This is a genomic window from Nocardioides luteus, assembly GCF_014648595.1.
Classification (GTDB): domain Bacteria; phylum Actinomycetota; class Actinomycetes; order Propionibacteriales; family Nocardioidaceae; genus Nocardioides; species Nocardioides luteus.
The window spans coordinates 1-12,624 of record NZ_BMRK01000018.1 but is presented as its reverse complement, the minus strand read 5'-3'; the positions used below and the strand labels follow the sequence as shown (position 1 = coordinate 12,624).

Sequence of the window (12,624 nt, the reverse complement as noted above, 5' to 3'; positions counted from 1 at the left end):
GATCAGTCCTCGGGGTGGGAGAGGACGATCTCGTGGCCGTCGACACCATGCCCGCTGAGGGTCACGGCGCTGGCCGCGGGCGGGTAGCTGGTCGCCAGGACCGTGTACTCACCGCCGTCGAGATCGGCGAAGGCGTACGCACCGTCGGCGCCCGTGGTCGCGGTGCCGGCCACGTTTCCGGCGGCGTCGACCAGGGTGACGCGAGCGTCGGCGAGCGGGCCGAAGGCGGCCTTGACGACGCCGGTCAGGCGAGCGCCGGTGACCAGGTCGACCTCGATCCGGGTGACCCCGGTGGCACCGATCTCGATCGGCACCGCGTGCGGCCGGAAGCCGGCGGCGTTGACCGCGACCGTGGCCGGACCCGGGACCAGCTCGTCGATGAAGAAGGTGCCGTCGGCGACGGTGGTGCCGGTCGAGAGCAGGTCGCCGCGTACGTCGGTCACGATCACCATCGCGTCCTTGACGGGCTCGCCGCTCTCACCGCTGCGCACGATGCCCTTCAGGCCCGTGGTGCCGCTGAGCAGGACGTCGTACGCCACCGGGTCGCTGCCCACGACCACGGTGGAGGCCTGCGGCTGGAAGCCGTCGGCCGAGGCGATCAGGACGTAGGTGCCCGCACCGGGCGCGTCGACCGAGTAGGAGCCGTCGGCGTGGGCGACCGAGCGGCCGAGCTGACGCCCGGACAGCGAGATCAGGGTGACGGCGGCGTGCGGGATCGGGACCTCGCCCGAGCCGCGAACGAGACCATGCAGTGGGATCCCGTTGGAGGCCGGGGCAGGGGCGGCGACGGCGGCAGGGTGCTGCTCGGCCACGCCGGCGACGGCCTCGGCGACAGCCCCGGGGCCGTCGACCTGGTTGGCCTCCTCGGCCGCCTGGGCGAGACCGCCCTTGGTCTTCAGCGGCACCTCCTTGATGAACAGCACGAACAGCAGCGCGATGACCGCCACCCCGGCGGCGACCAGGAAGATGTCGGCGATGCCGTGCCCGTACGCACTCTCGAGCACGCTCCGCAGCGGCTCGGGGACCTTGTCCATGTCCGGGATCTCACCGGAGGTGCCCTGCGCGAGCGAGGCGTACTTCGGGCCGAGGTCGGCCAGGCCGTCCTCGACGTAGTCGGTGACCCGGTGGGCCATCAGCGCGCCGAGCGCGGAGACGCCCATCGCGCCGCCGAGGCTGCGGAAGAACGTCACCATGGAGCTGGCCGCGCCGAGGTCGGCGGGGGCGACCTGGTTCTGCGTGGAGAGGACCAGGTTCTGCATCGTCATGCCGACACCGAGACCGAGGATCGCCATGAAGACGGCGACGTGCCAGTACTCGGTGTCGTAGCGGATCGTGCCGAGCAGGCCGAGCCCCGCGACGATGAGGATCGCGCCGGTGACCAGCCAGGCCTTCCACTTCCCGGTGCGGGTGATGATCAGGCCGGAGATGGTCGAGGAGAGGAACAGTCCGGAGATCATCGGGATCGTCATGACACCGGCCATCGTCGGCGACTTGTCGCGAGCCAGCTGGAAGTACTGGCTGAAGAAGATGGTGCCGGCGAACATCGCCACACCGACGAAGAGCGAGGCGAGCGAGGAAAGCGTGATCGTGCGGTTGGCGAAGAGTCGCAACGGGATGATCGGCTCGGCGGCCTTCGACTCGACGAGCACGAAGATCAGCAGGAGCAGCACGGAGCCGCCGACCATGGCCGCGGTCTCCCAGGAGGCCCAGTCGTACTTGTCCCCGGCGAAGGTGACCCAGACGAGCAGCAGGCAGACGCCGGCGGCCATGAAGAACGCGCCGGCCCAGTCGACCTTGACGTTCTCACGTCGGACGACGGGGAGGTGCAGGGTCTTCTGCAGCACGATGAAGGCGATCACGGCGAACGGGATGCCGACGTAGAAGCACCAGCGCCAGCCGAGCGCCTCGGCGTCGGTGATGACGCCGCCGAGCAGCGGACCACCCACCGTGGCGACCGCGAAGACGGCACCGAGGTAGCCCGAGTAGCGGCCACGCTCACGCGGGGAGATCATCGCGGCCATGATGACCTGGGCCAGCGCGGTCAGGCCGCCCATGCCGATGCCCTGGACCGCGCGGGCGGCGATGAGCTGCCCCGGGTTCTGCGCCAGACCGGCGACGGCCGAGGCAGCCACGAAGAGGATCAGCGCGAGCTGCATGAGCAGCTTCTTGCTGAACAGGTCGGACATCTTGCCCCACAGCGGCGTGGTGGCCGTCATGGTCAGCAGCGAAGCAGTGACCACCCAGGTGTAGGCGGACTGGCCGCCGCCGATGTCGGCGATGATCTCGGGAAGAGCGTTGGACACGATCGTCGACGAGATCATCGCTACGAACATGCCCAGCAGCAGGCCGGAGAGGGCTTCCATGATCTCGCGGTGCGACATCTGGCCGTGCATGTTCGTGGGAGTGCCTGCAGGCGACCCTCCCGGACCCGAGGGAGTCCGTTCGGCAGTCGTCGTTGCCATGGACGTCCTTTCCTTGATTCGCAAGTGCGTCAGCTGTGTGCGTTGGTGAGTGAGTGCGCCGGGCAGGCGAGGCTGTCGTGGAGCTTGGCCATGAGCCGGATGAGCTCCTGCAGCTCGTCGTCGTCCCAGTCGCTGAGCCGCTCGGCGAGCAGCTCGGTGATGTGGTCTGAGAAGCCGGCGAGCAGGTCGTGCCCGGCGGCGGTCAGGCGCAGCAGGCGGGATCGCCCGTCCGCCGGGTTGGGAGAGCGCTCGATCCAGCCCTGCTCGGCGACGTACGAGACGTGCCGGCTGGTCACCGAGATGTCCACGGCGAGGCGGTCGGTGAGCTCGCTGATCGTCATCTCGCCGTGCTGGCTGAGCAGACTCAGCACACCCGCGGCGCCGGCCGGTAGGTCGGGAGGGAGAGTGCGGGCGAGGCTCTTCTTGACGGCCCCGACCTCGCTGAGTCGATGCATGAGCTCGCGGTAGGTCGTCTGCTCCATCATCGCCCTTCTGATTGGTTGACTTTTACAACCTTATAGTGAGGATAGGAGGGCGATGCAAATTGCCACGCACCGGTGAGACACCCGTTTACGTGCCGTTCACGTGTGGAACGGTGCGGTGGCTACGCGACCGTCCCGCGGGCCGCCCAGGCGGTCGCGGTGACCGTGAACGGTCCGTCGCCGAACCGGCGCCGGGCGACCGCCTCGAGGGCCGACCGGCCGGCCTCGTCGAGCGAGCTGAGATAGTCGCCGGCCGGCCCGACGCCGAAGGTGTAGGGGTCCCACCAGTCCTCGAAGGCCGGGTGGGTGACGCGTACGACGAGGCCGCTCGGCTCGACCTTGCGGAGGCCGACCTTCTTGAACATCCGCTCGAGGTCACCCATCCGGGCACCGGCCACGAACGCCTCGTCCTGCGCTTCCGGATCGATCTCGTGCACACAGGCCCAGAAGGGTGCGACGGCGCCGGTGTCGGCGTCCCAGACACAGGCGGCCACCGTCCCGCCGGGGCGGGTGACGCGGATCATCTCCTGGAGCCCGGCCTCCGGGTCGCTCATGAAGTGGATGACCAGCTGGGCGAGCGTGACGTCGAACCAGCCGTCCTTGAACGGCAGCGCCTCAGCCACCCCGGTGTGGACGTCGACCCGTGGCAGCCGCCGGGCGACCGCCTCCATGAACGGCGGCGAGGGGTCGATCGCGGCCACCAGATGGGCCTCGGTGAGCGTCACCAGATGACGGGTGAGCGTGCCGGGCCCGCAGCCGACGTCGAGCACCCGCTGCCCCATCCGGACGCGGGCGAACTCGGCGAAGTGGGGCGCGAGCGGTTCGGCGTAGCGGCCCATGAAACGGGCATACTTCTCCGCGGCGACGTCGAACCCCATGCTCCAGGCTAGGTCCGGTCTTGGTCAGCTCGACAGCCCCATCTTCGGTATGTCGGCGGTATGTCGGCCGCCGTCGTCAGTGGGTCGAGGGCGTCGTCGAGATCTCCGAGCGGTCGTCGGACCACAGGGTGTGGAAGGTGCCGTCCTTGTCGACGCGCTGGTAGGTGTGGGCGCCGAAGAAGTCGCGCTGGCCCTGGATGAGTGCGGCGGGGAGCCGCTCGGCTGCCAGGGAGTCGAAGTAGGCGAGCGCGGAGGAGAAGCCGGGGGCGGGTACGCCGGCGGCGGCCGCGATCCCGACGACCCGACGCCACGCGTCCTCGCCGGAGGCGACCGCGTCGGCGAAGTAGGGGTCGACGAGCAGCGTCTCCAGGTCGGGCTTGGTGGCGTAGGCGTCCACGATCCGGTTGAGGAAGCGGGCCCGGATGATGCAGCCGGCGCGCCAGATCTTGGCGAGCGCGCCGAGGTCGATGTCCCAGTCGTACTCCTTCGCGCCGGCCACGATCAGGTCGAAGCCCTGCGCGTAGGCGACCACCTTCGAGGCGTACAGAGCCGCGCGTACGTCGTCGACGAACGTGTCGGGCACCTCCGGCGTCTTCGGGCGGTTGGTCACCGTGGCCCGCATCGCGCCGCGCTGGGCGGGCTTGGAGGAGACCGCCCGGGCGAAGACGGCCTCGCCGATGCCGGAGACGGGGATGCCGAGGCCGAGGGCGTTCTGCACGGTCCAGACGCCGGTGCCCTTCGAGCCGGCCTCGTCGAGGATGAGGTCGACCAGCGGCTTCCCGGTCTCGGCGTCCTTCTGGGCGAGCACCTCGGCGCTGATCTCGATCAGGTAGGACTCCAGGTCACCGGTGTTCCAGTCCTTGAAGACGTCGACGAGCTGCTCCACCGAGAGGCCGCCGACCCGGCGGAGGAGGTCGTAGGCCTCCGCGATCAGCTGCATGTCGGCGTACTCGATGCCGTTGTGGACCATCTTCACGAAGTGGCCGGCGCCGTCGGTGCCGACATGGGTCACGCACGGCTCCCCCTCGGCCTCCGCGGCGATGCTCTTCAGGATCGGGCCGAGCGTCTCCCACGCTTCGGCCGAGCCGCCGGGCATGATCGAAGGACCCTTGAGAGCGCCCTCCTCGCCGCCGGAGATGCCGGTGCCGACGAAGTTGAGGCCGCGCTCGCGCAGCTCACGCTCGCGGCGGATGGTGTCGTTGAAGTTGGCGTTGCCGCCGTCGACGATGATGTCGCCGGGCTCGAACCGTTCGGCGAGCTGCTCGATCACCGCGTCGGTGCCCTTGCCGGCCTGCACCATGATGATCGCGGTGCGCGGCGTGGACAGCGTCGCGACGAAGTCGTCGATCGACTCGGAGGCGAGGAAGCCCGCCTCGGGATGCTCGGTGATCAGCTCCTCGGTGCGGGCGTAGGTGCGGTTGTAGACCGCGACCGTGTTGCCCTCGCGCGAGGCGAGGTTGCGGGCCAGGTTGGATCCCATGACGGCCAGGCCGACCACGCCGATGTTGGCGCGGCCACTGTGGTTGTTCGGCATCGTGCTCCTCGTTGGGTGGGTGATGCCATTCAACTCCGCTGGTCAAGGTTCAGCGGAGCGAACGCGCGATCTCGTCGGCCGGGAGCGTCATGCCGCGGCGGGGGCCGGCTCGGCGCGGAAGCGCGCCGGTCGGCCGTCGACCCCGAGCAGCCGCCAGGACCAGGTGGTCAGAGGCGTACGCAGCCCGAGGTCGTCGAAGAGCATGCGGACGTCGGCGAAGAGGTGCCGCCGGAAGGCGGCGGCGCCCGGGCCGGCGCCCCAGACCTCGCGGACGACCTCGTCGGGCATGCCCATGAGCTCGCGGTCCGCGCGCGAGGGGATGATGATCGCGTCGGCACCCAGGCGCATCGCAAGCGGGGTCAGCACCCCCAGCGCCAGGCGCGAGACCGGGTTGAGGCGCGGTGCGTGCTCCTCGAGCCAGGCGTGCGCGAAGCCGATGTGTCGGGCCTCCTCGGCGATGTGGATGGCCATGATCCTGGTCATCAGCGGATGGCCGTCGGTGCCGGTGCGTAGGTAGTCCTTCTGCACGTGGTCGATCGGCTCCTCGCCGGCCAGGATGATCGCGAAGAAGAGTGCTGGGTAGAGGCTGCCGAGATGCCCGACGAGGGGGATGGCGCGCATCAGCCAGCCGGGTGCTCCCGCGACGTCGGGGCAGACCCGGTTGGTGAACTCCTGGAACATCTGGATGTGGTGGGTCTCCTCGGTGAGCTCGTGCATGAAGTAGCGGAACTCGGGGTCGCCGTTGTCGACCCCCATCAGGAACTGGGTGCCGCCGAGGAGCAGCAGCTGCTCGAACTGCGAGCCGGTCTTCACCATCGCGGTGAGGCGGTGCCGACCGACCTCGATCTGGCGCGCCCTGGGCAGCGATCGGTACCACGGGTGGGCGCCGAGCAGGTCGAGCGCGGGCAGTATCCAGCGTTCGTCGTCGTCTTCGACGGCCATCTCCGGGGCGTCCCATTCGACGTCCTTGAACGCGTTGAAGTACTTCTCGACCGAAGCCTGCGACAACGTACGCAGCGTCTGGTCGTAGTCGCGGCACGGCCGGGGCCGGGGCCGGGGCCGGGCGGGCGTGATCACCCGCGCCGGGGCGCCGGCGACCGCACCCACGTAGCCACCGATCGAACGAAGCGTGTGTACGACCATCCGAGCCTCCTTGCGACGTTGGTCCGCCAACCAATGTACATGGGATTTGTGTCCCGGGAACCCCATTCGCCGCGAGTCTCAGCAGATCTCGACGGCGAGCGCCTTCCGTACGCCGGCGAGGAGGTCCTCGGGTGTTCGGGCGGGCCGGTCGAAGGTGGTCCGGGCGCTGTGCGCCCCGCGCTCGTCGACCCACTGGAACTCGAACCCGTCCGGGCCGAGGCCGCTGATCTGGGCGGCGATGATGCTCTGGACCGGGACGTACGAGCGCGTCGCGACGGCCACGCGGAGCTCGTTGCCGTGCTCGCGGTTGAGGTGGTCCTGGTTGCGGTGGAGCACGCCGTCGTTGAGGTCGAGGCCGGGATCGGTGAAGGCGTCGAGGGCGACCGGGACCGCCTCTCCGGTGGGGTGGACCAGCTGGACGCCGGAGACGTCCATGACGACCTCCTCCCACTCGGTCTCGCAGCAGGTGCAGGCGTCGGTGCGCAGCCACCTCAGCGTGCCGGTGAGCCGGACCGCCTCGTGGTCACCGAGCGTTCCCTGGAGGACGAGCACCACATGGCTGCCGCGGCGGCCCGCGTACGCCATCCGCTGCTCGGGCGGGCACAGGAAGGTCGGCCGCCCGCCGTCGTCGGCGAAGCCCTGCATCTCGAGCTCCGCCATCGAGTAGGGGACGCCGTCGATCACCACGCTGCCCCCGCGAGGGCAGGACAGGATGCTGCGGGCAGTGCGGGGAGCCGACTCCATGAGACCTCCATGTTTAGGTAAGGCTTACCTAAACATGGAGCACGCGGTCTCGTCCAGCGACGATCGCGGCGGCGGTCAGCCCGACCGCGGCGATCGCGAGCGGGATCATCGCCAGGGTCCAGGATCCGGTGGTGCCCTGGATCAGCCCGATCAGGAACGGTCCGGAGGCGCCGACGATGTAGCCGATCAGCTGCATCATCGCGGAGAGCCGGACCGCGACGTGGTCGTCGGCGCTGCGCAGCACCAGGATGGTGAAGGCGTAGGAGATGCCCATGCCCTGCACGATCCCGCCGACCACGCACCAGATCGGCCACAGGCCCGGCGCGAGGACGAGGCCGAGCACCACGACCAGCCAGGCCACGCCGATCGAGCCGCCCAGGCCCCGCTGGTCTCGCCCGAGATGGACGAGGACCGGGACCATCAGCGTCCCGGGGATGCCCAGCACCTGGAAGAGCGACATCGCGAGTCCGGCGTCGGCCAGGCTGAGCCCCGCCGTCTCGCGCAGCAGGCTCGGCATCCACGCGGTCACCGCGTAGTAGGTCACCGACTGCAGGCCGAGGAAGGCGGTGAGCGCCCATGCCACCCGGTTCGTGCGCAGCCGAGCCCCCGTCTCGTGCCGGCGCGGCCTCTCCGCGGCCGGTGCGTGGCGCGCGCGAGCGGCGGGCCGCGCCAGCGCCACCACCGCGACCACGGCCACGACCGCCCAGGCCGCCAGCGCGTGCCGCCAGCCCAGCCAGACCGCCAGCGGGGCGGTCAGCGCGGCGGCGAGCGCGGCGCCGGTCGAGAGCGAGGCGGTCGTGACGCCGGTGATCCGGCCGGCGGCCGACCCGAAGTCGCGCTTCACCGCGGCCGGCATCAAGACGTTGCCGACCGTCATCGCCAGCCCGAGGATCACGGTCGCGGCAAGGAGCAGCCCCACCCCGGCGTACGGACGGGCGAGGGTGGCCAGCGCGATGACCAGGCAGCCCACCAGCAACGCTCGGTAGATCCCCAGCCGGCGGCCGAGCCAGAGGGCGGCGGGGGAGCCGAGTGCGAAGCACAGGACCGGGAGGCTGGTCAGCAGCCCTGCGGTCGCCGAGGACATGTGCAGGTCGGCGCGGATGTCGGGGAGCACCGGCGAGACCGCGGCGATCGAGCTGCGCAGGTTGAGACCCACGAGCAGGACCGCCGCGAGCAGGCCGTAGCTGATCCTGGTCTCACCGACCATTCAGAACCCGATCGGCAGCCCGGCGTAGTTCTCCGCCAGCCCCGCGGCCGCGTGCTCGCTGGAGGTGACCCAGCGGAGCTGGGAGAGCTGGAGCTGGCTGTCGAACGGGTCCTCGGCGGTGTGCAGCATCGTGGTCATCCACCAGGAGAAGTGGGTGCACCGCCAGATCCGCCGCAGCGCGGTCTCGGAGTAGTCGTCGGCCAGCCGCGAGTCGCCCGCGAGCAGCGCGGTGAGAGCGGGGGCGAGCAGCGCGACGTCCGCGACCGCCAGGTTGAGCCCCTTGGCCCCGGTCGGCGGGACGATGTGGGCGGCGTCGCCGGCCAGGAAGAGCCGGCCGTGACGCATCGGCGTCGAGACGTGCGAGCGCATCGGCAGGACGCTGCGGTCGGTGATCGGGCCGGGGTTCAGGGCCCAGCCGTTCTGGCCGTGACCGAGCCGGGCGGCGAGCGCGTCCCAGATCTGGTCGTCGGACCAGCTCGCCGGATCGGTGCCGTTCGGCACCTGGAGGTAGAACCGGGATACCGACTCGGAGCGCATCGAGTGCAGGGCGAACCCGTCGGGGTGCCAGGCGTAGATCAGCTCGTCGGTCGAGGGGGCGACGTCGGCGAGGATGCCGAACCAGCTGTAGGGGTAGGTGCGGTCCCAGCTCTCCCGGGCGGGGATCGCCGCCCGGCTCGGCCCGAAGGACCCGTCGCAGCCGACGATCACGTCGGCGCGGATGCGCTGCGCGACCCCGTCGGCGTCGGTGAAGGTCACCGAGGGCCGGTCGGACTCGATGTCGTGCAGCGCGGTGTCGCTGATCTCGTAGTGGACGATCTGCCCGGCCTTCCGGCGTGCCTCGATGAGGTCCTTCTGCACCTCGGTCTGCCCGTAGACGTAGACCGCCCGGCCGACCAGGTCGACGAAGTCGAGGTGATGGCGCTCCTCGGGCCACTGCAGGTAGATCCCGCGGTGCCTGTCCGCCTCCAGCGCCAGCCGGTCGCCCAGGCCCACCTCGGTGAGCAGGTCGACGCTCGACTGCTCGAGGATCCCGGCCCGGATGCGGGCCGCGACGTACTCCTCCGACCGGGTCTCGACCACGACGGAGTCGACTCCGTCTGCGGCGAGAAGATGGCTGAGCAGCATGCCTGCTGGCCCGGCGCCGACGATCACAACCTGCGTACGTTCCTCTGCCATGGGGGCGAGTCAACTCCTCTCTCTGTTGCCGCCGCCAGCGAAACCTTCCGGTGAGCGGAAACCCGCTCGGCGCGCTTCCTCTCGAATAGCGCGGACGGGCTCTTGTGCCGGCTCCCGCACGTCTCTACGGTCGAGGCAACCAGCTGTGACCCGAGTCACACCTCAAGAAGGAGCGCCCTGATGCCCGACGTCCTCGCCGAACGCGCCGCCCTCGAGTCTCAGATCGGCGACGAGACCATGGTCGACATCTTCGCGAAGGTGGTCGCCGAACGCGGCGCAGAGCCCGCCTTCTCCGACCGCCACACCGCCGACGGCACCGGCTGGCGCACGCTGACCTGGGCCGACCTGCAGCAGAGGGCCCGCGAGCTCGCCGCCGCCTACATCGCAGCCGGTCTGAAGCCGGGGGAGTCGGTCGCGATCATGGCCGCCAACCGCATCGAGCACATCCTCGCCGACGTGGCCGCGGTGCTCGCCGGCGGCGTACCGATCAGCATCTACAACACCCTCGCCCCCGACCAGGTCGGCTACGTCGCCGAGCACGCGGACCCGCGGATCGTGGTGCTGGAGACCGACGACCACGTCGCCCGCTGGGCGCTCGGTCTGAAGCGCGAGGAGGTCGCCCGCGTGGTCACCATCGACGCGACCGTCGCCGACGACCCGCGGGCGGTCGCCTGGGACGACTTCGTGGCCTCGGGAGCCGCGGCGCTGGCCGAGGTCGGCGAGGAGCTGGACGCGCGGAGCGCGGCGGTGACGCCGGACGACACGGTCACGATGCTCTACACCTCGGGTACGACCGGGCAGCCCAAGGGCGTGGTGCTCACGCATCGCAACATCGTCTTCGAGACCACCAGCTCGCTGTCGACCTCGGGCATCGAGGAGCCGGGGATCCTGGTCTCCTACCTGCCCTTCGCGCACATCGCCGAGCGGGTGCTGAGCCTCTACATCCCGCAGTTCAACGGCGGCCACGTCTACCTGATCCAGGACCCGTCGCTGCTGCTCGCCACCCTGCAGGAGGTGCACCCGACCAGCTTCTTCGGGGTGCCGCGCGTGTGGGAGAAGATCCGCACCGGCGTCACCGCGCTGCTCGCCGCCGAGACCGACGAGGCCAAGCGGGAGGCCGTCGAGAAGGCCATGGCGGTGGGCCTCGCCTACGTCGAGTCGCAGCAGACCGGACAGACCACCTCGCCCGAGCTGCAGGCGCAGTACGAGCAGGCCGACGCCGCCGTCCTCTCCACCATGCGTGCCCTCCTCGGCCTCGACAAGGTCGAGTGGGCCGCCAGCGCGGCCGCGCCGATGCCTCTCGAGGTCGCCAAGTTCTTCGCCGGCCTCGGCATCAAGATCTACGACGTCTACGGGATGACCGAGACCACCGGCGCCGCGACCGCCAACGGCCCCGAGGGCTTCCGCCTCGGCACCGTCGGCCGCGCCCATCCCGGGGTCGAGGTGCGCGTCGCCGACGACGGCGAGATCCTGTTCCGCGGCCCGATCACGACCCCCGGCTACGTACGCCGTCCCGAGGCGACGGCCGAGCTCATCGACGCCGACGGCTGGCTCCACACCGGCGACATCGGCTCGCTCGACGAGGACGGTTTCCTCAACGTCGTCGACCGCAAGAAGGAGATGATCATCAGCTCCGCAGGCAAGAACATCGCGCCTTCCAACATCGAGAACCTCCTCAAGGAGAGCCCGCTGGTCGGTCACGCCATGGTCGTCGGCGACGGCCGTTCGTACGTCGTCGCCGTCCTCACCCTCGACGGCGAGATCGCCCCCGTGGTCGCCCAGAAGCTCGGCGTCGAGGCCGGATCGCTCGCCGAGCTCGCCCAGCACCCGGTCATCCGCGGCGCCGTCGCCCAGGCCGTCGACGCCGCCAACGCCCGCCTCTCCCGCCCCGAGCAGGTCAAGGCCTTCGAGCTGCTCGGCGAGGAGTGGACCGCCGAGTCCGAGGAGCTCACCCCGACCCTGAAGCTCAAGCGGCGGGTGGTGAGCAAGAAGTACGCCGACGTCATCGACGGGCTCTACGCCGAGGCGTGATGCGGTAGCCAGTCGCGAGGTCGTGAAGCCGTGCGTGGTTCATGGGCCACGCACGGCTTCACAACTCCACAGGCCTGTCCGAATCCTGACGCCTCAGCCCGGTCTCAGGGTGGGCGAGTACCGTCGAGAGCGACTTGTTCGGGCGGGTCAGGAGGTCAGTATGCGTTGCTTCATCGTCGTCAAGGAGCGCAGCGACGCCGAGAAGTGGGACTGGGTTCTGACCGGTCCGCAGCTCCAGTCGGCGGGGTCGCTGGGCGCTCGCGGCATCGAGGACGCGATCATCGCGGCGGTCGGTGCTGCGTACGACTCGCTGGAGCGGCTCGCTCCGGTGCAGGTCGTGGTCGCGCTGCCGTCCAACTCGCGGTTCTGGATGCTGACCGACGAGATCGCGGCCGCGTTCCCCGGGATCACCGTGGTGCCGTTCGTCGAGGAGCAGGACGCGGCCATCCGCGCCGATGCCGTCGAGGCGCTGGCCATCCATCGCACCGGCCCGCTGCCGCCGCTGGTGGTGGCCACCGACGGTTCCGCTCACCGTGGGTTCATCGGCTGGGGGTGGCTCGCCGGTGACGGCCAGCACGGTTTCGGCCGTCAGGCGCCCAACGCCCGCATCCGCGACCCGCACTCGCTGGTGGTGCTCGCCGAGCTCCAGGCGATCGCGGAGGCCGTACGCGCGCTGCCGCACCGCACCCTGACCATCCGCACCGACTCCCGGGTCGCGCTCGCCCTGATCGAGGACTGGCTGCGCGGCGAGCTGTCGATGCCGAAGGGCTACGAGACCGAGCACCGCGCCGAGCTCGCCGGGCTGAACCGGATGCACGACGACCTCTGCCGCGAGTCCGGTCGGTTGTCGTTCGAGTGGGTGCGCGGTCATGTCGGGGAGGCGCTCAACGAGGGCGCCGACTCGCTCGCCAAGCTCGCCCGCCGCTTCGCCGAGGGCACCTGGGGGCTGACCGCCGAGGAGATCCCC

General features: G+C 70.4%; 10 protein-coding genes. 2 read left to right on the top strand and 8 right to left on the bottom strand.

What is annotated here, in order from left to right; translation table 11 throughout:
• Positions 1 to 2: 2 nt before the first annotated feature.
• From IEY81_RS18960 to IEY81_RS18925, 8 genes are all read right to left on the bottom strand, one after another.
• Positions 3 to 2,393 (bottom strand): MFS transporter, encoded by a 2,391-nt coding sequence (locus tag IEY81_RS18960; RefSeq protein ID WP_229787994.1) that lies wholly within the window; start codon positions 2,391 to 2,393, stop codon positions 3 to 5.
• A 98-nt stretch (positions 2,394 to 2,491) separates the two neighbouring features.
• Positions 2,492 to 2,944, bottom strand: coding sequence for a MarR family winged helix-turn-helix transcriptional regulator (locus IEY81_RS18955; protein ID WP_229787993.1), 453 nt, complete (start codon positions 2,942 to 2,944; stop codon positions 2,492 to 2,494).
• A gap of 122 nt (positions 2,945 to 3,066) precedes the next feature.
• Complete coding sequence (locus IEY81_RS18950) at positions 3,067 to 3,822, bottom strand: class I SAM-dependent methyltransferase (protein ID WP_189120058.1); 756 nt, start codon at positions 3,820 to 3,822, stop codon at positions 3,067 to 3,069.
• Between the two features lie 76 nt (positions 3,823 to 3,898).
• A complete protein-coding gene (gene gnd, locus IEY81_RS18945; RefSeq protein WP_189120057.1) occupies positions 3,899 to 5,356 on the bottom strand; it encodes an NADP-dependent phosphogluconate dehydrogenase in 1,458 nt (485 codons plus the stop codon).
• Positions 5,357 to 5,443: 87 nt separating this feature from the next.
• A complete protein-coding gene (locus tag IEY81_RS18940; RefSeq protein WP_189120056.1) occupies positions 5,444 to 6,499 on the bottom strand; it encodes an AurF N-oxygenase family protein in 1,056 nt (351 codons plus the stop codon).
• Between the two features lie 78 nt (positions 6,500 to 6,577).
• Entirely contained in the window at positions 6,578 to 7,243 is a 666-nt protein-coding gene (locus IEY81_RS18935; RefSeq protein ID WP_189120055.1) for a hypothetical protein, read from the bottom strand.
• Between the two features lie 28 nt (positions 7,244 to 7,271).
• Positions 7,272 to 8,450 carry an MFS transporter gene (locus IEY81_RS18930; protein ID WP_189120054.1) on the bottom strand — a complete coding sequence of 393 codons (1,179 nt, stop codon included), beginning with the start codon at positions 8,448 to 8,450 and terminating at the stop codon, positions 7,272 to 7,274.
• On the bottom strand, positions 8,451 to 9,626 hold the full coding sequence (locus tag IEY81_RS18925; protein ID WP_189120053.1) for a 4-hydroxybenzoate 3-monooxygenase: 1,176 nt from the start codon (positions 9,624 to 9,626) through the stop codon (positions 8,451 to 8,453).
• Between the two features lie 180 nt (positions 9,627 to 9,806).
• On the opposite strand from IEY81_RS18925, the gene IEY81_RS18920 reads away from it, so the two are divergent.
• Together IEY81_RS18920 and IEY81_RS18915 are read left to right on the top strand one after the other, a co-directional pair.
• Positions 9,807 to 11,657, top strand: coding sequence for an AMP-dependent synthetase/ligase (locus tag IEY81_RS18920; RefSeq protein ID WP_189120052.1), 1,851 nt, complete (start codon positions 9,807 to 9,809; stop codon positions 11,655 to 11,657).
• 160 nt (positions 11,658 to 11,817) lie between these two features.
• On the top strand, positions 11,818 to 12,624 hold an 807-nt coding region (locus IEY81_RS18915; RefSeq protein ID WP_189120051.1), incomplete at its 3' end, for an RNase H family protein.